Genomic DNA, 19,061 nt, shown 5'->3' with positions numbered 1-19,061 from the left:
GTAATGTGGAAGGCCTTGCGCCTTATGCCTCGCTCCTTGCCTGCCGCTTGCCCCTGAACACCAGGTACACCGGAATTCCCGCGAGGATGACCAGACAACCCAGCAGCGAATTGCGCACGTTGGCCGCAAAGGTGTAGTAGAGCAGCACCGCCGAGGCCGCAATGAACACCGCGGGAACCGCCGGATAGCCCCATACACGATACGGCCGCGGCGCGTCCGGCTCGCGACGCCGGAAGATGAAGACGGTGCTCGTGACCAGCAGGTAGAACAGCCATTCCGCAAACAGCGTCAGCGAGAACAGTTGCTGAAAACTGCCCGCGAACAGCAGCAGCGCAACCGCCAGCACTGCCTGCAACACGATCGCCGTGGATGGCGTGCGGAAGCGCTCGTGCACTTTTGCCAGGCCGGAGAAGAAGTAGCCATCGCGGGCCACGGCAAACGGCACACGCGCCCCCGTCATCGTGCTGCCGTTCAAGGTGGCAAGCATGGCCAGCGCCATGGCAATCAGCACCACAGTCAAGATCCCATGCCCGGCCCACCGGATTGCGTCCAGCGCCGGGCTGCTGGAGCGGGCGATCATCTCCGCCGGGATGACGTACTGCACCGCCGCGTTCACCAGGATGTACAACCCTGCGACCGTCGCCACCCCCGCGATCAAGGCTCGCGGCAAACTGCGCTGCGGATCGCGAATCTCCGCCGACACCGTGGTCACCAGGTTCCACCCGTCATAAGCCCACAGCGACGCCAGCAGCGCCGCCATGAATCCTGCCATGCCGCCGCGCGCCAGCGAATAGTGAGTGCCAAAATTTCCCAGGCTTCCTTTTGCGTACGCGAATCCCATGCCGACAATCGCCAGGATCAGCGCCACCTTCAACATCGTGAAAAACAACTGGAACTCGCCCGCTTTTCTTACGCCGATGTAGTTGATGAAGCTGATGAGTACGATGGCGCCGATGGCGACCGCTTGTCCGGAGACGGTGGGATGCCAGCCATCCACGCGGGTTTCACCCAGGAATTGCAGCGCGTTCAGGTTGCTGAGGATGCGCACCAAGCCGGTGACGATGCTGGCCATGGATCCCGGCTTGGCGATCACGAAGTACGTCCAGGCGTACAAAAATCCGCCGAGCGGACCGTAGCCGTCGCGCATGTACACATACTCGCCGCCGGCCTGCGGCTTCATGGCGGCCAGTTCCGAGTAGGTGAGCGCTCCAAACATGGACAGCAGCCCGCCCACGATCCACGCCAGGTACACCACCTCGGCGGAGCCGACCGCCTGCATCATCTCCGCCGGCACCAGGAAAATTCCGCTGCCAATGATGGTGCCCACCACGATCGCGCCGGCGTGGCTCACCGTCAGGTCGCGCGCCAGCTCGCGCCTCTTGTTCGAATTCGGCGCCGTGTCAGGCATGCACGCCCGTCCTCTTCTCCCGCGCGTACAGCAGGCTGGCCGCGTATCCGATGGCAAACGTCACCGAGGAACCCAGGGCAACATACCAGGTGAACGGCACGCCTCCGCGGGGCAGCGCCAGCGAGAAGCCGGTGGAGCGCGCAACCGCCGCCCACAACCGCTGCTCCTGCCAGAGATAAAGGTTGAAAACGAAGCCGCAGAAGAATCCCACCATGGCGCCACGTTCATTGGCACGCTTGGTGAGGACGCCCAGCCCAAACACGCCCAGTAGCGCCCCGTAGGCCACCGAGGCAATCGCCAGTCCGACCTCGACCACCACCTTGATGTTGCGCGAAAGCATCGCCAGTGCGAACAGCACCAGCGCCCACAGCAGGGTAGAAGCTCGCGACAGGCGCAGGCGCTCGCGGTCGCTGGTCTGGGGATGCCGCCGCAAATAGAAATCCACGATCGAGCTGGAGGAGAGGGAATTGAGCGCGGCGCTCAGGTTACTCATTGCCGCCGCCAGTATCGCGGCGATCAGCAGGCCGGAAATTCCGTGCGGCATGCGGGTCACGATAAACGTGGGAAAAATCTCGTCGTAAGAAGCCCACGCCGGCGGCCGGGCGGCGGTGTGATACAGGGCGTACAGGAGCACGCCGACCAGCAGGAACAAACCGAATTGAAAAAACACCGCAAAGCCGCTGGCGATGAGCGCCAGCTTCGACTGTCCCTCGGAGCGCGCCGCCAGCAGCCGCTGCACGATCAACTGGTCGGTGCCGTGGCTCGCCGTGGTCAGGAAGGCGCCGCCGATCAAGCCTGCCCAGAACGTGTACACCTTGAAAAACTCCGGTGAGAAGTCGAACACCCGGAATTTTCCCGCCGCGCCGGCCAGCGATTGCACACCCGGCCATCCGCCCGGCACCAGGTGCAGCAGGGTCACGAACCCGGCCAGCGTTCCGCCTACGTAGATGAACATCTGCACCACGTCGGTCCAGATCACCGCCGTCATACCGCCTTCGAAGGTGTAGATCAGGGTCAGCGCGGTCACGATGCCGATGGCGATCGCGTCGCGCTGTAAGTCGCTGAAGCCGCGCAGCACGGCGCCCAGCGTGATCCGCACCACGATGGCGACGGCGAAAACGCGCACCCCTTCCGCCGCCGACCGCGTGATCAGGAACAGGCTCGCGGTCAGCGAGCGCAGCTTGCCGCCGAAGCGCCTCTCCATCAACTGGTAGGCGGTGTACAGCTCGCCGCGGAAATAGTGCGGGATGAGCAGCAAGCTGATGATGAAGCGTCCCACCACGTAGCCCAGCACCAGCTGCAGGAACGTCATGTTGCTGCGGTAGGCAAGCCCGGGAATGCTGATGATGGTGAGCGTGCTGGTTTCGGCGGCGACAATGGAGAGCGAAATCGCCCACCACGGCACGTTGCGGTCGGCGAGGAAGTAGTCGCGGAGCGTGTGCTGGCGCTTGCGGAACCTGACCCCGAAGGCGGTGATGCCCGCCAGGTACACCGCAATGATGATCAGATCCAGCCGATCCAGTCCCATGCTTTGTCCGGCGAGTTCTCGGTAATCGGCACTCAATGCTCAGTACTGCCCCGTCATTATGCTCGAAAACTCGTCTGCGTCGTGCAAAAACCCGCGCCCGTAGCGCTCATGCCATGATAAAAATTGAGGCACTCGTGCCCCTTTACCTCGGCATTGACGGCGGCGGTACGCAAACCACCTGCGCCGTGGGCGACGACCTTCGCGTGCTGGCGACCTCCGTCGCCGGCGGCAGCAACATCGTCCGGGTCGGTGAACCCGAGGCGCGGGCCAACCTCCGCGAGGCCATCACCAAGGCCTGTGCCGCCGCTGGCGTCAGCCCGGCCACCGTGAAAGCCGCCGTCATCGGCATTGCCGGCGCTTCCGTTCCGCCGGTAAAAGATGCGGTGGCCGCCATGATCGGCGATCTCGTGCCCGGCGAGATTGCAATCGTGGGCGACATGGTCATCCTTATGGAAGCCGCCTTCCCCGGCCTGCCCGGCGTGGTGGTGCTCTCCGGAACCGGATCGTTTGCGTTCGGGCGCAATCACCGTGGCGAAGCCGCGCGCGCCGGCGGATGGGGTTCAGCCATCTCCGACGAAGGTTCGGGATACTGGATTGGTCGCGCCGCCGTGTCCGGCGTGCTGCGCGCGCACGACGCCGCCCTGAGCACCAAGTTGTTGCCCGGCATTCTCCACTGCTGGCGGCTCAACTCTCTGGAGGAACTTTTGCAGAAAGGGAATTCTTTGCCGGGCTTTGCGGAATTGTTTCCGGTGGTTGAATCGGCGGCAACGGCGGGCGACGCTGTGGCGCAGCAGATTCTGGCCTCCGCCGGTAGCGAACTGGCCACTCTGGCCAGCATCGTCATCGGGCGTCTATGGCCTGCAGAGCAGGCCGTGCCGGTCGCGATTGGCGGCGGCGTTTTCGCCCACTCGCCGCTGGTGCGCGACACATTCCGGAATAAGTTGCATGCTCAATGCCCCGGCGCCGCCGTGAATCTCAAGATCATTCAGCCGGTCACTGGCGCTATATGGATGGCGCGCCGCCTGACGGCCAGCACGCGGGAATAGCGAATGACCACCGTCTCCAGCGCCGGCGCACGCAGGGCCCCCGAGCCGCAGGGGAGGCTCGAAGACCTGATTCGCAGCCAGGAACCCGACGTGCTGCGCGGCGTCGCCGCCAGTTCGCGTCTCACCGAAGAACTGGCGCTCTTGCTGCTCACCCGCCGCGACCTGCCGCACCAGGCGATGGTTGACCTCTCGAAAAACAGCGCGGTCATGAAGCACCGCAAGGTGCTGGTGGCCGTGGTAGCGCATCCGCGGACGCCACGCCACGTCTCGCTGCCCATCGCGCGCCACCTCTACACCTTCGAACTGATGCAGATCGCGCTCACGCCCGCGATTGCCGCCGACCTGAAGATGTCCATCGAGGAGTCGCTGATCGCGCGCGTGGAATCCATTTCCGCCGGCGAGCGGCTTACCCTCGCCAAACGCGGTTCGACGCGCGTCGCCGCCGCCTTGCTCGCCGATCCCGAAGAGCGCGTCATGCTGGCCGCGCTGGAAAATCCGTACATGACCGAGGCGTGGATTGTGAAGGCCCTGCTGCGGGACGACGCGCCCCTCCCGCTGGTGCACACGGTGTGCCGCCACCCCAAGTGGTCGCTGCGCCGCGACGTGCAAATCGCGCTGCTCCGCAACGACAAGACGCCGCTGGCGCGCGCCATCGCGTTCGCGGATAATCTGCCCAGCCAAGTCCTGCGCGACGTCCTCCATCACTCGCGCCTGGAAGCCAACGTCAAAACTTACCTGCACGCGCTGCTCGAGCGCCGCTCCCGCCATCCGGCGCGCGATCACAAAACATGAAAAATACTAAACTACTAAATCACTAAATTACCCAATTACTCAAGGTGGACACTTTCCCCGATCCACGCCAGGTACTCTTCGCTACCGTTTTCGATGGGCAGGACCACGCACTCCGGCAGCTCGTAGACATGGAGTTCCTTGATCGCCGCGGATACCTGGTCGAGCGCTGAACCCGTGGTTTTGATCACCAGCAGCCACTCTTCGGCGCTTTCCACCTCGTCCTTCCAGCGGTACACCGATTCGATCGCGACCACGTTGACGCACGCCGCCAGCCGCCGCTCCACCAGCGCCCGCGCGATTTTGCCCGCGTCCTCGCGGGTCGCTGTCGTTGTCAGCACAATCTTCTTGTCGGTCATTTACAATTCCTCACGCGCCGGAACCGTGCGCGGCATTCATCCATCGTCAATCGGCAATCGAAAATCGGCAATGGTTTTTTGCCATTCTTGATTCTTAACTTCTTACTTCTTACTTCTGACTTTCGGGAGCTGCAGGCATGCCAGCCGTCATCAAGTTCGGCACCTCGGGGTGGCGCGCCGTCATGGCCGAGGACTTCACCTTCGCCAACGTTCGCCGCGCCGTCACCGGCATCGCTCGCTATGTGGCGTCGGTCAAGCCGCAGGGAGCCTCGGTCATTGTCGGACGCGACCCGCGTTTTCTGGGCGAGACCTTGGTCACCATCGCCGCCGACATTCTCTCCGCCCACGGCGTGATCCCGCGCGTCATCCCTGAACCCGCGCCCACCCCCGCAATCTCCTGGGCGGTGATTCGCACCAAGTCCGACGGCGCCATCAACTTTACCGCTTCTCACAATCCGCCAGAGTATAACGGCATCAAGTTTTCCACGCCGGACGGCGCGCCCGCCTTGCCCGAGGTCACCCAGCGGATCGAAGCGGAGATCGCGTCACTCGATGGCGCGGGTGCATCCCTTGCGGATGTGGCGCGGGCGCCCTCGCCCGCGAGCAAAACAATTCCGGCGGCAGACCGGGAAGAGCTCAACGTCGCTCCCGACTACCTGGCGCGCCTGAACGAAATCATTGATGTCGCCGCCATCAAGCAAGCCGGCCTGCACGTTTGCTTTGATCCGCTGTGGGGCGCGGCGCGCGGCTATCCCGACCACCTCCTGCGCCGCGCCGGGGTTGACGTGGTCACCGTGCACGACTACCGCGACGTGCTTTTTGGCGGCCACGCCCCCGAGCCGGACGATCATCTTCTCTCCGATCTGCGCGCCGCCATGAAAACTTCCGGCGCCCACATCGGCATCGCCACCGACGGTGACGCCGACCGCTTCGGCATCCTCGACCAGGACGGCACATTTATTTCGCCCAATTACATCATCGCGCTCCTGTTCGATTACCTGGTCGAGACCCGCGGCTGGCGCAACGGCGTCGCCAAATCCGTCGCCACCACCAACCTGGTCAACGCCCTTGCCGAACATCACAAAGTCCAGCTGTACGAAACGCCGGTCGGCTTCAAGTACATCGGCGAACTCATTGACCAGGACAAGATCGCCATCGGCGGGGAAGAATCCGCCGGCCTTTCCATTCGTCATCACGTTCCGGAAAAAGACGGCGTTCTTGCCGGCCTGCTGTGCTGCGAGATGGTGGCGCGCCGCGGACGCACCCTCGCCGAACAGCTCAACGATTTATTTGTCAAAGTTGGTTCCTTTTACCCGCGCCGCGAGAACTTCAGCTTGACCCCCGAGGTCAAAGCGAAGTTCACTAGCAAAGTGCAGGAGGATCCTCGCGAACTCGGCGGGCGCCGGGTCCGCGAAGTCGTCCGCACCGATGGGCTCAAACTGATTTTCGACGACGGCTCCTGGGTGTGTTACCGCCTTTCCGGCACCGAACCGGTGGTGCGCGTTTATTCGGAAGCGCGCACACCCGACGACCTGGAAAAGCTCAGCGCCGCCGCCAAGCAGTGGATTCTTGAATGATGTAGGGCCGCCTAAAGGACGATACTCTTGCTCTCGGTCTTCTCAAGACGCGCCAGGAAGTATCGGCCCATCGCGATCAGGGCAACGGACCCGCGTCTCGTCCGCGCCGTCGCGCTCGCCGAGCGCGTCGTTCACAAGCTCTACCACCTTCGCACCAAGCTCGCCACCGCCGCTGTCGCCGCTTTCGCCATCTTTATCGCCCTTCACGTCATCTTCGGCGCCAACGGCATGGTCGTTTACAAGAACAAGAAGTCCGAGTACCGCACCCTGCAGAAAGACGTAGACCAGTTGCAGAAGGAAAACCAGCAATTATCAGACCAGATTAAGGCGCTGAAGACCGATCCCAGCGCCATCGAGAAGGAAGCGCGCGAGCAACTCCACTACGCCCGCCCGGGAGAGGTCATCTACCTGACTCCCGGCCAGCCCAATCCCAACCCCCCGCCGCCCAACGCCAACGCGAAAAAGTAGTTTCGAGTCTCAGTTTCCGCCAAAGACACGAATGGCGCAGGCGTTGTCGCCTGCGCCAACTCGAAACTGAAACTGAAACTGAAACTGAAACTAGCTTTTCTTCTTCCTCTCGCACGCGGTCACAACCTTGGTCGGATCGATGGCTTCCTTGTCCGCCTGGATCTCCTCGATCTTGCCATCCTTGCCGACCAGGAAGGTCGCCCGCCGCGCCACCCTGTTCTTCGGCTCCCACAGCCCGTACGCCTTGGTCGCCGCTCCCTCGTCAAACCAGTCGCTGGCAATGGGGAAGGTCACGTTGAGTGAATCGGCAAAAGCCTTGTTGGCAAACGGGCTGTCCACGCTCACACCCACGACCTGGGTGTCCGCATCCTCCAGTTTCTTGTAATTCGCCTGGAGGTTGCGCATTTCGGTGGTTCAACCGCCGGTAAAGGCGAAGACGAAGAACGCCACTACCACGTTCTTTTTTCCGCGAAACTCGTGCAGCGAGATGTCCTGCATCTTGACGCCGTCGAAATACTTCAGCGTGAAATCGGGCGCCATGTCGCCCACTTTCAGCTTCAGCGGCGCCGCCTGCGGTTTGTCCTGCGCGCGCAACGACGGCAGCAGCGCCGCCGCCAGGGCCAGGGCCAGTAGAGAGCAAGCTATGCTTCGTTTCATATCCCCACCTGATGCCGCCCGTGGGCTGCGGTTACAGAATTTTCCCGAAACCGGCTTCCTCTAAACCCTGTGCGTTCCACCACCCGAGGGCGATTCTCGCTCACTCCCATGTCGGGACTCGCAACTCATTACTCGCGACTCGCGACTCGACTGCCATCTTGCGCCATGGCATGGTTCCCGCTACATTGGGCCAGCACGCGGTGGTTTCTGCCGTATTCTTGGGTTGGAGCGCATCTTATCCAAGGGAGACTCTGAATGTGTGTGTCCGGAGGTGCACCCGTCGCAATGAGCATCGAAACCGTCAACCAAGTCTTCTATCAGGTTGTCGACCGCCAACTTGACCGCGCCATGCTCTACAAGCAGACGGTCAAGTGGATCCCCATCTCCTCGCGGGAACTCTACCGCGACGCCGTGGGGATTGCCCGCGCGCTCACCGGCTGGGGCATTGCCAAGGGCGATCGCGTCGCCATCCTCAGCGAGAACCGCCCCGAGTGGGCTACCGCTGAATTCGGCACACTGCTCATCGGCGGCGCCATCGTCCCCATTTATTCGACGCTGACCTCGGAGCAGTCGGCCTTCATGCTCGCCGACTCCGGCGCGCGCGTCGCCTTCGTTTCCACCGTGGACCAGCTCAAGAAACTCCAGGCCGTGCAGTCCATCACCAAGCTGGAAAAAATTGTGGTCATGGATTACATCGGAATCCCCGACGCGATTCCCATGCACCGCCTGATGCATGGCGGCCCGGTGGAGCGCGATGCCACATTCGACGCCGCCGCGCGCGCCATCCGCCCCGACGATCTGGCCACCATCATCTACACCTCCGGCACCACCGGCACGCCCAAGGGCGCGATGTTGACGCAGGGCAATCTCGCTTCCAACCTGCTGCACTCCCTCGACAGCTATCCCATGGGCCCGGGCGACGTGAGCCTGTCGTTCCTTCCCCTGTCGCACATCACCGCCCGCCACGTGGATTACGCCATGTTCTACCACGGCGTCACCGTCGCTTATTGTCCCAACATCGACGAGCTCAAGGCCGCGCTCCCGGAAATCCGACCCACCATCTTTGTCGCCGTCCCGCGGGTGTACGAAAAAATCCGCAGCCAGGCCGAGGTACAAACCAAGTCCGGCCTGAAGCACAAGGTGTTTCAGTGGGCGCTGAAGGTCGGCCGCGCCCATCGCGACGAAATCCTGGCAGGGAAGCGCCCTACCTCGCCCGACTGGAAGCTCGCCGACCGGTTGGTCTTCTCCAAGATCAGACAGGGGCTGGGCGGGCGCGTGAAAATCTACATCTCCGGCGGCGCGCCCCTCGGTCGCGACCTCGCCGAGTGGTATGCCGATGTCGGCATCCGCATCCACGAAGGTTACGGCCTCACTGAGACCTCGCCCGTCATCGCACTCAACAAGCCCAACCGGCACAAGATTGGCACCGTCGGCCCACCACTGTCCAACGTGGAAGTCCGCATTGCCGACGACGGCGAGATCCTGGTACGCGGTCCCTCGGTGTTCAAGGGCTACTGGAACATGCCCGCCGAGACCGCCGCCGCCTTCACTCCCGATGGCTGGTTCAAGACCGGCGACATCGGCAATCTCGACGCCGACGGCTTTCTCTCCGTCACCGACCGCAAAAAAGACCTGATCAAGACTTCGGGCGGCAAGTTCATCGCGCCGCAGCCCATCGAGCGCAAACTGCAGTCCAGCGAGTATGTCGGCGAGGCCATCGTGATCGGCGACCGCTTCAAGTTTCCCTCCGTCGTCATCGCCCCCAACTTCGCCGAGTTGGAGCGCTGGGCGCGCGAGAATGGGCTCGGCTTCCACTCCCGCGAAGACCTTATCGGCCAGGAAAAAGTCCGCGTGCTGTTCGACGGCATTGTCGCCGAGGTCAACCGCGATCTTGCCCAGTTCGAAAAATTGAAAAAAGTTCTGCTCGTGGCCGACGAATTTTCCGTGGCCGACGGCAGCCTCACGCCCACCCTCAAGCTCAAGCGCCGCGTGGTCGAGGAGCGCTATCGCCAGCACATCCGGAAGCTCTACGAAAACGACCCCAAACCTGCCGATCCCGCCGACGTCGCCGCCGGCAAATCATAACGAACAAAACTTTCAAGTGGTGTCATCCTGAGCGAGGCGTCGGCCGCTTTTGCCGACGCCGAGTCGAAGGACCCTGCGCCTGCGCCTGAAGCCCGACGCCTAAAGCCCCTCCGGATTGCTACAATATCTCCCATGGACTCATTCGTCATTGCAGGCCGTACTTTCCGCTCACGCCTGATCGTCGGCACCGGCAAGTACAAGTCGAGCCATGAGGCGGCGCGAGCCATCGAAGCCAGCGGCGCCAATCGCATGATCCGAACAACAACCGCTGCTCTGTTCAGATTGGCCGGGCTGGTCCTGCCCCTGGTTCTTCTGTTTCCTGCTGATTGCGCTGCACAAAAAGCTGGTAAGTGGTCGGTGACACAACTCTCCACTAACCTCAGCGATGAGATCGGTCTTTCGGACGGCACGAAGAGCCGAGCCATGAGCGTCGAAGTCAAGTACCTGGAGATCAGGGCTCTTTTCTCCAGTTCTGATGAGAACTCCCTGTCTTTGGGTACAGACCAGATCACGGTTACCGGGGCGGTGGGGGATGGCGTGATCATCGGGGTGGGCATTCCCGGGCCCAAGGGAGCTTGCGTTTACACTTTTGCACTCGGTTTCAACGGTGCTGCCACAGGGCAAGCGACGACCGGCGATGGCTACCGCCTCGAGCGGAAGGAAAACATGCCGAAAACCCTGACGCTCCTGAAGAACCGCTCGTCACTGTGCTTGGCCTTTGGCATCCAACCTGAAGTCCTGCAAAGTCTCCAGAAGGCAGGGAAGTTCAAGCTTACTTTTGGCGATGCGACCGTACGCCTCCCCGAGCCTGGGAAGAAGTGAGTAAGGCGCAAACCGGAGCAAACCGGAAACCGAACCGCTTGTCGGCAAAGCTTGGCTAACCGACAAGCGATAACCGACCCCTCGCCACTCCGGATTGCTACAATATCGGTATGGACTCATTTGTCATAGCAGGCCGCACTTTCCGCTCCCGCCTGATCGTGGGCACTGGCAAGTACAAGTCGGGCCAGGAGACGGCGCGCGCCATCGAAGCCAGCGGCGCCGAGATGGTCACCGTCGCCGTGCGCCGCGTCAACCTGGACCGCAGCAAGGAATCGCTGCTCGACTTCATTGATCCCAAGAAATATTTTCTGCTGCCTAACACCGCCGGCTGCTACACCGCCGACGATGCCATCCGCACCGCCCGCCTCGGCCGCGAAGTCGGCCTCTCCGACTGGGTGAAAATCGAAGTCATCGGCGACCAAGCCACGCTCTATCCCGACGTGCAGGCGACCATCGAAGCGACCCGCGTGCTGGTCAAGGAAGGCTTTACTGTTTTGCCGTATACCTCTGACGACATTGTGGTTGCCAAGCGCCTGCTCGACGCCGGTGCGGCCGCCATCATGCCCCTGGGCGCGCCCATCGGCAGCGGCATGGGCATCCAGAACCAGGCCAACATTCGCATCCTGCGCGAGATGCTGAACGCTCCGCTGATCGTGGACGCCGGCGTGGGCACCGCCTCCGACGCCACCATCGCTCTGGAACTTGGCGCCGACGGCGTGCTCATGAACACCGGCATCGCCGCCGCCCAGGACCCCGTGCTGATGGCCGAAGCGATGAGGCACGCAATCATCGCCGGCCGCACCGCTTACCTCGCCGGCCGCATGGCGAAAAAGCTCTACGCCACCGCCAGCTCCCCGGTCGAGGGCGTTGTGCGCTAATCGGTGATTGTGGCGCGGGCGCCCTCGCCCGCGACCAGCACCGCGTCTCGAAGTTGAAATGCAATAAAAAAGCCCGGCTCTAGTCCGGGCTTTTGCTAACAACTGGCTTCTAGCAACTGACAACTGTTCTTCAGTGTTGATGCTCTCCACCCGGCGCCGGCTGGTCCGCTGCCATCGCCAGCTTGTCAATGTGCAGCACGCCATCCTTCACCGATCCGGTCACGTTGACGTGATGTCCCTCATGGCCTTTGGTGGCGTCCGGATTGTCCAGCTTCAGCACGTTCTTGTCCTGGTCGCTGACGAAGACCATCTTCTCGCCAGCCTCGGCGCACTTCTTGGCGCAACCCTCCGCGCCCGCATGTGCACCCTTGGCGCCGCACTTCTCGTCCACAATGTACCCGGTCATGCTCGCGCTGCTGGCGAACGCCATCGCGCTCAACAACGCCACACAAGCCAGAATCGGCAGTAGCTTTTTCATGCGTCTCCTCCTCACGGTCTTGCCGCGAGTCCCAATATTCGATTAGCGGAACCCCACAGAGTTACAAGGTACGAGAATTGTACCAGCCAAACCCGCCCGCCCGCCGCACTTGCGATTCCGGTAGGTCCCGGCGCCTCGACCGGGGTCTCCGGCAGGCGCGGGTTTCGCCTGCTGGGGTGGTCGTCGGGACTGCCCTAGATCTGACCCAAATCTGCGCCGCCGCGAGCGCCCTGGTCCGCCCTGACAAATCGGCAATCGACAATCGGCGACCGGCAATCTAATCTTTCACACTATGCGCGTTATTTGCGCAATCGCGCTTCTCGGCGTCCTCGGTGTTGGGACCCCGGCCGCGTTCGCCCAGACGCGCACTGCGTCGCCCGCCGCGGTTCTCCCCAACGGATCTCTCGGCCAGGCCTACTATTACCATCTGGCGACTCCGCAGCAGGGAACACCGCCGTGGCGCTTTCGCAGGGTCCGCGGTTCGTTGCCACCCGGCATCGCGCTTGATCCCGCCGGCATTCTGGTCGGCGCACCCACTGCGCCCGGCCAGTTTCACTTCACCCTCGAAGCCAGGGATTCCTCGCCCACACCCATCGCCAAGACACGTAATTACGTCCTCACCGTGTCCCCGCCCGCGGTCGCCCAGACCCGCACTGCGGCGCCCGCCGCGGTTCTCCCCAACGGATTTCTGGGCCAGGCCTACTATTACCAGCTCGCGACTCCGCAGCAGGGAACGCCGCCGTGGCGCTTTCGCAGCGTCCGTGGTTCGTTGCCACCCGGCATCGCGCTTGATCCCTCCGGCGTCCTCGCCGGCACGCCCACTGCACCCGGACAATTTCACTTCACGCTCGAAGCCACGGATTCATCGCCCACACCCGTCGCCAAGACACGCGCTTACGTGCTCACCGTGCCCCCGGCCCTGACCGTCACCTGGACACAACCGCCGCAGGTAACCGCGGGCGGCGCCATCGCCGGTGAACTGCAGGTCACCAACGGCAGTGGCGGCCCATTCGACCTCACCGTCATCGTGGTCGCGGTGAACACCATAGACAAGGCATTCACGCTCGGGTACCAGCACTTCTCCGTCGGCGCCGGTTCGCAGCGCATTTCCTTCGGCTCCACGCTGCCGCGCGACACCTACGTCGTCCACGCCGACGCCGTCGCCGAAGATTCCGAGGCCGGCAAAATCTATCGCACCCGCCTGCAAACCGACCCGCTCACGGTGCCGTAGTTGTATTCGGTTCTCGGTGATCGGTTCTCGGTTCTCGGTCGCAGTTGGAAAATCCTCGTGCTCGGATCACGCATTTATGTCAATCAGAAATCGGCAATCAACAATCGACAATCGGCAATGCAGTTGCTCCCAAAAAGCAAATGCGGCGCCCTCATCCGCGCCGCTTCCGCCTGCAACTAGAAACCAGAAACTAGAAACTACTTCTTCAGTTCCGCTGTCCAATTCACCACCAGGTTCAGTGTCGCCGACGCGTCCTGTGTTCCCACGTTGAACAGGAACTTCTTTCCATCGCGGCTGGCATCATAAGCCACGCCATTCGCGGAGGAGTCCTGGTGAAACAATTCGCGCACTTGCCCAACCTCAAAGTTCCCGCCTTTGTCTGAGACCTCTGCCGAGTACAGCGTGTCGGCGGCGTCAAAATAGAACAACTCCTTGCCATCGCCGCGCCACGCCGGGTAATCGCCCGCATTGGTCGAAACCTGCCACTTGCCTCCTTGTCCGGATGCGGCCGTCACGTATACCTGCGTCTGCCCCGATTCGGTGGAGACATACGCAATCCACCGCCCGTCGGGCGAGATGCGGAAGTGGCTGACATTGGCCTGCGGACTCGCCGGCGAAATCAGCAACGCCGGTTTCGCGTGGCCATCCGCCGGAACCGTGTAGATCGAGTTGCCGGTCGGTCCCAGTTGCGAGGTGTACAGCAGGTTCTGTCCATCCGGCGTCCAGGAGGGAAAGGCAGGGGTGACGCCCTTTTCCTGCACCAACAGGCGAGGCTTACCGCCACCGTTGGCCGGCATCAGGTAGAGCGTGCTGTCGCCCGCCGCGCCCTGGGTCCCTTGCGCCGCGTACGCGATCGTCTGCCCGTCCGGCGACCACGCCGGCTGGAACTTGGTTGGCGGATCAAACGTCAGCCGCGTCTTGATATTTCGTGCCGTGTCGAAAATCCAGATGTCTTCCGAAGGCGAGCCGTAGCCTACCGCGATCTTCGTTCCGTCCGGCGAAATGCGCGCGTCCATGTACTGACCCCGGTCGCCCACCTGTCCGATCCGTTTGCCCGTTCGGTCGAACCACACCAATTGCGTCCCGGCATCGGCCGTCCCGCTCTGGTAGGTCAGCACGCCGTTGGCCGACACGGAGAACAGCGTTCGCCACACCGTGCCGTCGTATTGCACCCGATCCACCACCGGGAATGCGTCCCCTTTTAGCGTCCCGCTTTGCGGATCGAAGCGCTGCGCCATAACCGACGTCTGCGCGTGGAACAGTATGTAGCCGGAGGAATACTGACCTCCGGCATCGCTCGCGATCAACAGCTTGTTTTCCTTGCCGTCCAGAGATGCGAAGTAGATGCCGTTCTGGTCCCGCATCCCTCCGCTGTGATTCGTCGCCAGGTACAGGAAATGCTTGCCGTCCGGCAGGAAGCATGGCCAGCGATGCGTCGTATGCTTGCCCAGGTCCAGCTTGGTTACCGATTGCGCCGTGCCGCCCTGCGCGCTGATCCGCATCAGGCTGACGTTGAAATCCGGCGCGTACACGATCACGTTGTCCTGGCTCCACGTCCCGCCGCGCGCGTTGGGGGCATCCGCCAGCGGGGCCACCGCGCCTCCGTTGGCAGGGATCTTGTTCAATTTTCCATTGGCAAAGAAGCCCAGATACCGGCTGTCGGCCGACCAGAAGGGAAAATACCCTCCCTCGGTTCCGTCCAGTCGTTGCGCCGTCGGGCTGCTCAAGGACCGCACCCACAGCGCCTTGGAACTGTCCGTCCCCTTCGCTGCGAAGGCGATCTTTTCTCCATCCGGCGAGACCACCGCCGGCCCGCCAAAATCGCCCAACGCATCGAAGGCCGTCTTCTCTGGAGGCAGAATGATCGCGTGCAGCGGCCGCGGCGCGGGACGTGCCCAGAACTGCATGCCGGCTGCGATCGCCAGCAGTACCGCGACTGCCGCCACCGCCCACGCCAGCCACTCGCGCCGTTTTGCCTGCGCTTTCGGCTGCTTGGCGACCGCGGCCGCCGCCGTCTGCGATGTCCAGTTCAATTGCAGCTTTAAATCATGTGCCGTCTGCAAGCGCTCGTCCGGATCCTTCGCCAGGCAGCATTTGACCACCATCTCCAGCGCCGGCGGCGTCAGCGGTTGCAGTTGAGAGATCGGCTCCGGCTCTTTTTCCAATATCGCGGCCAGCACCGAGAGCTGGCTCTTGCCTTCAAACGCCCGCTTGCCCGTCGCCATCTCGTACAGCACGCATCCCAGGCTGAAGATATCGCTGCGCGCGTCGGCTTCCACGCCTTGCAAGACTTCCGGCGCCATGTACTGAAACGTCCCGACGATCGTCCCCTTCTGCGTCAGCGGCGACGCCGGTCCGGTCAGCGAGATCAGCGGCGTCGTCGGACTCGACGGAGTCAGAGGCGTCCCGGCGTGCCCGGCTTTGCTAGGCAAGAGTTGTCCCGCCGCCACCCCGATCGCGACTGCCGCCGGCTTTGCCAGCCCGAAGTCCATCAGCTTGGCGCCCGCCTTGGTCAGCATGATGTTCGCCGGCTTCAGATCGCGGTGCACGATGCCTTGCCGATGCGCCTTGTCCAGCGCTTCGGCGACTTCGCTTCCGATTTTCAGCACCTGTTCGATCGCCAGCGGCCCCTTCGCCAACCGGCCCGCCAGCGTCTCGCCTTCCAGGTACTCCATCACCAGGAAATCAATGCCGTCTTGCGAGCCGACATCGTGCAGCGTGCAGATGTGGGGATGCGACAGGGAACTGATCGCCCGCGCCTCGCGCTCGAAGCGCTGCTTCAAATCGTTGTTGGAAGACAAGTGCGACGGCAGGACCTTGATCGCGACCGTGCGTTCCAGCCGCGTGTCGCGCGCGCGGTACACCTCGCCCATCCCGCCCGCGCCCGCCGCCGACTGGATCTCATACGGCCCGAGTTTGGTTCCCGCTACCAGAGACATCTTTTCACCCGCGTTCAACAACAACTACTGACAGCTCAGAACCGAAAACCGAGAACCGACAACCGAGAGCCGCTGAAACTGAAACTGAAACTACTTCTCTTATTTCAGTCCGGCCATGACGAACAGCCGCGACAACACCCGCCGCGTGTCGTACAGGTAATGCTTGCCGTCGGGCGTGACGTACACACGCCGGAAACTGAGAACGCCCGCGGGGTTCGCGGGAACAAAACGGTGCCAGGGTTGGCGGCTTCCGCTGCGCGGGTCCAGTTGGTATACGGTCAGCGGAACTTCGCCGCGCGAGCGGATCAGCAAACGGCCATCCGCCGACCATTGCACCGGAGTGTCCTGGGTTTGCATGCCGGCCACGGGATGGGGCGCGCCCCCGGAGAGGGCGCACATCATCCACCGGCCCTCACCGTCACGCGCCAACACCGAGGCGCCGTCCGGTGACAGCATCTGTCCCAGCATTCCTTCCGGGGTGATGGGACGCGGCGGCGTCTGCCCGGACGTAGCCAAGGTGAAGGTGCGGGCCGGCCGTCCCGGTTCGGCGGCGACTAGGGCGACGTGCTGGCCGTCGGGCATCCATGCCGCCATTGACTGATACGCCAATCCGAACGAGGGCAGTTCGCGGATCTCACCCACGCCGGTGGGCGCCAGCAGCAGTCGCTGGTTCCACATGCCCAGCACCGTCTTGCCGTCGGGCGACATTCCCAGCATCACGCCCTGGCCCAGATGAACCGCCGGGGAGCCGTCGGTCCGCCGCACGAACATTTCGTAGCGGCTGCCGGCATCGAACTCGTCGATCGCAGCCAACTGGCCGTCATTCGAGATTCCATACGCAGCCGCCCAATGGAAGGTGACCAGATTCCTGCTTTCCGCGCCGCCGATTGTCCCCGCGATGATGTCGCCGCCGCGGTCTTCGGTGGTGAGCATCACCCGCCCATCGCGCGAGATGTCCTGCATCACGATAATTTCCAGGGCGCTCCACACGGTCCGCACTTTGGCCGACCTGGTGACCGCGTGCAGCCGGATGCCTTCGGTGTACCAGATCTCTTTGCCGTCCGGCGTCCAGGCGAGACCTTGTTCGGTGTCGTAGGAGGGCGTCAGCGCTTTCTTGTTGCCTTGCAGGTCCACGACCGCCACGGTGCCGGCATCGTCGCCATATACCGGGTGGTCCATGAAGGCGATGAGATCGCCTTGCGGCGAGAATCGCAAGTGGCTGATGTAGCCGTCGGTGGTGTAGAGCGGTTTGCCAACCGGGTATTCCAGTTGGAACCGCCCCGCCACGCTCCGCGCGATCGCCAGCCCGGAACCGTCCGGCGCCCAGTCGGCATCGGTCACGCCTTCCAGCATCGATTTTGGTGCGCCGCCCAGCAGCGAGCTGCGCGCCAATGTCCCCGTCGGTACCCAAGGCTCCAGGAAGCGCCGCTCCAGCGCCACGGCCAGTTCGCCGGAGCGGGAAACGGAAAGCAGGTCGGCCTTCACCGATTCGATCGGCTGCGACTCGCTTGTGTCCGCGCGCCCGGAGTACAACTGCGCCGGTGCGCCATCCCAGTTCGCGGCATACACCACCGCTTGGCCGTCGGGGGCAAACCGCGCCGCGCGGACGTAGCCGCTGCGAAACGTCAGTTGTTGCGTCGCAATCGACGTGGGAGACAGGCTGCGGCGCGCCGCCAGCGCCCCGGCCAGGCTGCCGACAACCAGCAGGAGAACGGCGCCGGCGATCCAACGCGTGCTCGCGCGGCCAGCCGGCTTGACTTTCACCATTGACGCCGTCGCGCTGCTGCCGCTGATCGCCTCCAGCGCAAATCCCACGTCGCGCGCCGAATGGAATCTCCGCGCCGGTTCTTTCTCCAGGCAGCGCCGCACGATGCGCTCCAGCCCCGGCGACACCTTCAGCTTTTCTGTCTCCAGCTCCCGCGGTTCCTCCTTGAGGATGGCGTTCATCGTCTCCACCGACGACTCGCCCTTGAACGCCCGCTGCCCGCTCAGCATCTCGTACAGAATGGCGCCGAAGGCGAAGATGTCGGTGCGCGCGTCCACTTCCTTGCCCCGCACCTGCTCCGGCGACATGTAGCCCGCCGTGCCCAGCACCATGCCTGGCGTGGTGCGCGTTCCCATCGTGGCCCCATCGTCGGGTGCCCCACCCAACGCGGTTTTCGTTGGGTGGGCTTGCAGCTTCGCCAGCCCGAAGTCCAGCACCTTCACCCGCCCGTCGTTGGTGACGAACACGTTTTCCGGCTTCAGGTCGCGATGCACCACGCCCTTGTCGTGCGCCGCCGCCAGTCCTTCCGCAATCTGCGAGGCGTACTCCACCGCGCGCCGCTGCCCCAGCGCCCCTTGCTTCATCTTTTCTCGCAGCGTCTCGCCCTCAAGCAATTCGCAGACGATATACGGCGAACCCGCGTGCTCGCCGATGTCGTACACCGCCATGATGTTGGGATGATTCAGCGCCGCCACCGCGCGCGCTTCCTGCTCGAAGCGCCGCAGACGGTCGGGATCGCCGGCAAAGGATTCCGGCAGGACCTTGACGGCCACCGTGCGCTCCAGCCGCGTGTCGCGCGCGCGATACACCTCGCCCATTCCGCCCGCGCCCACCGCGGACTGGATTTCATAGGGCCCGAGCTTCGTCCCCGCTTGCAGTGTCATGTTGAATAAAAAGCTGGAGTGCCATCCCCTGGCTGGGCCGAATTATAGACTGGTGGCCCGTTCTGAAGCATCAGCGATTTGATGTGGTGCTTCTCGTTGGGGTGCACAGACTTTTATGTCGACGCTGTTATTGCGCCCATCGCGGAA

General features: G+C 63.2%; 15 protein-coding genes and 1 pseudogene. 8 read left to right on the top strand and 8 right to left on the bottom strand.

The genetic code is table 11. The features are described from left to right. Nucleotides 1–22 precede the first annotated feature (22 nt). Complete coding sequence (locus tag LAN70_08605) at nt 23–1,408, bottom strand: amino acid permease (GenBank protein MBZ5511219.1); 1,386 nt, start codon at nt 1,406–1,408, stop codon at nt 23–25. After that, on the bottom strand, nt 1,401–2,936 hold the full coding sequence (locus LAN70_08600) for a sodium:solute symporter (protein MBZ5511218.1): 1,536 nt from the start codon (nt 2,934–2,936) through the stop codon (nt 1,401–1,403). Before LAN70_08600 ends, LAN70_08605 begins: the two co-directional genes overlap by 8 nt. A gap of 134 nt (nt 2,937–3,070) precedes the next feature. Here LAN70_08600 and LAN70_08595 point away from each other — a divergent pair, with 134 nt between their 5' ends. Then, on the top strand, nt 3,071–3,982 hold the full coding sequence (locus tag LAN70_08595) for a hypothetical protein (GenBank protein MBZ5511217.1): 912 nt from the start codon (nt 3,071–3,073) through the stop codon (nt 3,980–3,982). Nucleotides 3,983–3,985: 3 nt separating this feature from the next. Next, the gene (locus LAN70_08590; protein MBZ5511216.1) at nt 3,986–4,774 is read left to right on the top strand and encodes a hypothetical protein; all 789 of its coding nucleotides are present in this window, start codon (nt 3,986–3,988) and stop codon (nt 4,772–4,774) included. 35 nt (nt 4,775–4,809) lie between these two features. Here the strand turns inward: LAN70_08590 and LAN70_08585 are convergent, their stop codons facing one another. After that, on the bottom strand, nt 4,810–5,130 hold the full coding sequence (locus tag LAN70_08585; GenBank protein MBZ5511215.1) for a divalent-cation tolerance protein CutA: 321 nt from the start codon (nt 5,128–5,130) through the stop codon (nt 4,810–4,812). Nucleotides 5,131–5,267: 137 nt separating this feature from the next. Here LAN70_08585 and LAN70_08580 point away from each other — a divergent pair, with 137 nt between their 5' ends. Beyond that, nucleotides 5,268–6,707 carry a phosphoglucomutase/phosphomannomutase family protein gene (locus LAN70_08580; protein ID MBZ5511214.1) on the top strand — a complete coding sequence of 480 codons (1,440 nt, stop codon included), beginning with the start codon at nt 5,268–5,270 and terminating at the stop codon, nt 6,705–6,707. A gap of 27 nt (nt 6,708–6,734) precedes the next feature. Then, nucleotides 6,735–7,175 (top strand): septum formation initiator family protein, encoded by a 441-nt coding sequence (locus LAN70_08575; GenBank protein MBZ5511213.1) that lies wholly within the window; start codon nt 6,735–6,737, stop codon nt 7,173–7,175. Between the two features lie 90 nt (nt 7,176–7,265). Here LAN70_08575 and LAN70_08570 read toward each other — a convergent pair whose 3' ends face one another. Both LAN70_08570 and LAN70_08565 read right to left on the bottom strand, forming a co-directional pair. Next, nucleotides 7,266–7,580, bottom strand: coding sequence for a redoxin domain-containing protein (locus LAN70_08570; protein MBZ5511212.1), 315 nt, complete (start codon nt 7,578–7,580; stop codon nt 7,266–7,268). Nucleotides 7,581–7,589: 9 nt separating this feature from the next. After that, complete coding sequence (locus tag LAN70_08565; GenBank protein MBZ5511211.1) at nt 7,590–7,832, bottom strand: redoxin domain-containing protein; 243 nt, start codon at nt 7,830–7,832, stop codon at nt 7,590–7,592. 285 nt (nt 7,833–8,117) lie between these two features. Here LAN70_08565 and LAN70_08560 point away from each other — a divergent pair, with 285 nt between their 5' ends. The 3 genes and pseudogenes from LAN70_08560 to LAN70_08550 all read left to right on the top strand — a co-directional run bounded on the left by LAN70_08560 (nt 8,118) and on the right by LAN70_08550 (nt 11,617). Continuing rightward, nucleotides 8,118–9,917: a long-chain fatty acid--CoA ligase gene (locus LAN70_08560; GenBank protein ID MBZ5511210.1), complete on the top strand. Its 1,800-nt coding sequence runs from the start codon at nt 8,118–8,120 to the stop codon at nt 9,915–9,917. 132 nt (nt 9,918–10,049) lie between these two features. Then, nucleotides 10,050–10,160 (top strand): annotated as a pseudogene (locus tag LAN70_08555) (thiazole synthase). A 689-nt stretch (nt 10,161–10,849) separates the two neighbouring features. Next, nucleotides 10,850–11,617 (top strand): thiazole synthase, encoded by a 768-nt coding sequence (locus LAN70_08550; protein MBZ5511209.1) that lies wholly within the window; start codon nt 10,850–10,852, stop codon nt 11,615–11,617. A gap of 130 nt (nt 11,618–11,747) precedes the next feature. Here LAN70_08550 and LAN70_08545 read toward each other — a convergent pair whose 3' ends face one another. Then, nucleotides 11,748–12,095: a hypothetical protein gene (locus LAN70_08545; GenBank protein ID MBZ5511208.1), complete on the bottom strand. Its 348-nt coding sequence runs from the start codon at nt 12,093–12,095 to the stop codon at nt 11,748–11,750. Nucleotides 12,096–12,387: 292 nt separating this feature from the next. Between LAN70_08545 and LAN70_08540 the strand changes: the two genes are divergently transcribed. Beyond that, nucleotides 12,388–13,326, top strand: coding sequence for a putative Ig domain-containing protein (locus LAN70_08540; protein ID MBZ5511207.1), 939 nt, complete (start codon nt 12,388–12,390; stop codon nt 13,324–13,326). Between the two features lie 197 nt (nt 13,327–13,523). Here LAN70_08540 and LAN70_08535 read toward each other — a convergent pair whose 3' ends face one another. Together LAN70_08535 and LAN70_08530 are read right to left on the bottom strand one after the other, a co-directional pair. Beyond that, nucleotides 13,524–16,265 (bottom strand): protein kinase, encoded by a 2,742-nt coding sequence (locus LAN70_08535; GenBank protein ID MBZ5511206.1) that lies wholly within the window; start codon nt 16,263–16,265, stop codon nt 13,524–13,526. Nucleotides 16,266–16,364: 99 nt separating this feature from the next. Continuing rightward, on the bottom strand, nt 16,365–18,914 hold the full coding sequence (locus LAN70_08530) for a protein kinase (GenBank protein MBZ5511205.1): 2,550 nt from the start codon (nt 18,912–18,914) through the stop codon (nt 16,365–16,367). Between the last annotated feature and the right edge of the window lie 147 nt (nt 18,915–19,061).

The sequence above is a fragment of the Terriglobia bacterium genome, assembly GCA_020072845.1.
Taxonomy (GTDB): domain Bacteria; phylum Acidobacteriota; class Terriglobia; order Terriglobales; family Acidobacteriaceae; genus JAIQGF01.
Note: the sequence above shows the minus strand (reverse complement) of the source record. Positions and strands in the feature narration are given on the sequence as shown.

What these genes read in the sequence shown, in the direction of transcription:
- LAN70_08580 (MBZ5511214.1), top strand. Translation starts at nt 5,268, where the DNA reads ATGCCAGCCGTCATCAAGTTCGGCACCTCGGGGTGGCGCGCCGTCATG.
- LAN70_08605 (MBZ5511219.1), bottom strand. Translation starts at nt 1,408, where the DNA reads ATGCCTGACACGGCGCCGAATTCGAACAAGAGGCGCGAGCTGGCGCGC.
- LAN70_08565 (MBZ5511211.1), bottom strand. Translation starts at nt 7,832, where the DNA reads ATGAAACGAAGCATAGCTTGCTCTCTACTGGCCCTGGCCCTGGCGGCG.
- LAN70_08600 (MBZ5511218.1), bottom strand. Translation starts at nt 2,936, where the DNA reads ATGGGACTGGATCGGCTGGATCTGATCATCATTGCGGTGTACCTGGCG.
- LAN70_08560 (MBZ5511210.1), top strand. Translation starts at nt 8,118, where the DNA reads ATGAGCATCGAAACCGTCAACCAAGTCTTCTATCAGGTTGTCGACCGC.
- LAN70_08590 (MBZ5511216.1), top strand. Translation starts at nt 3,986, where the DNA reads ATGACCACCGTCTCCAGCGCCGGCGCACGCAGGGCCCCCGAGCCGCAG.
- LAN70_08530 (MBZ5511205.1), bottom strand. Translation starts at nt 18,914, where the DNA reads ATGACACTGCAAGCGGGGACGAAGCTCGGGCCCTATGAAATCCAGTCC.
- LAN70_08535 (MBZ5511206.1), bottom strand. Translation starts at nt 16,265, where the DNA reads ATGTCTCTGGTAGCGGGAACCAAACTCGGGCCGTATGAGATCCAGTCG.
- LAN70_08550 (MBZ5511209.1), top strand. Translation starts at nt 10,850, where the DNA reads ATGGACTCATTTGTCATAGCAGGCCGCACTTTCCGCTCCCGCCTGATC.
- LAN70_08545 (MBZ5511208.1), bottom strand. Translation starts at nt 12,095, where the DNA reads ATGAAAAAGCTACTGCCGATTCTGGCTTGTGTGGCGTTGTTGAGCGCG.
- LAN70_08540 (MBZ5511207.1), top strand. Translation starts at nt 12,388, where the DNA reads ATGCGCGTTATTTGCGCAATCGCGCTTCTCGGCGTCCTCGGTGTTGGG.
- LAN70_08570 (MBZ5511212.1), bottom strand. Translation starts at nt 7,580, where the DNA reads ATGCGCAACCTCCAGGCGAATTACAAGAAACTGGAGGATGCGGACACC.
- LAN70_08585 (MBZ5511215.1), bottom strand. Translation starts at nt 5,130, where the DNA reads ATGACCGACAAGAAGATTGTGCTGACAACGACAGCGACCCGCGAGGAC.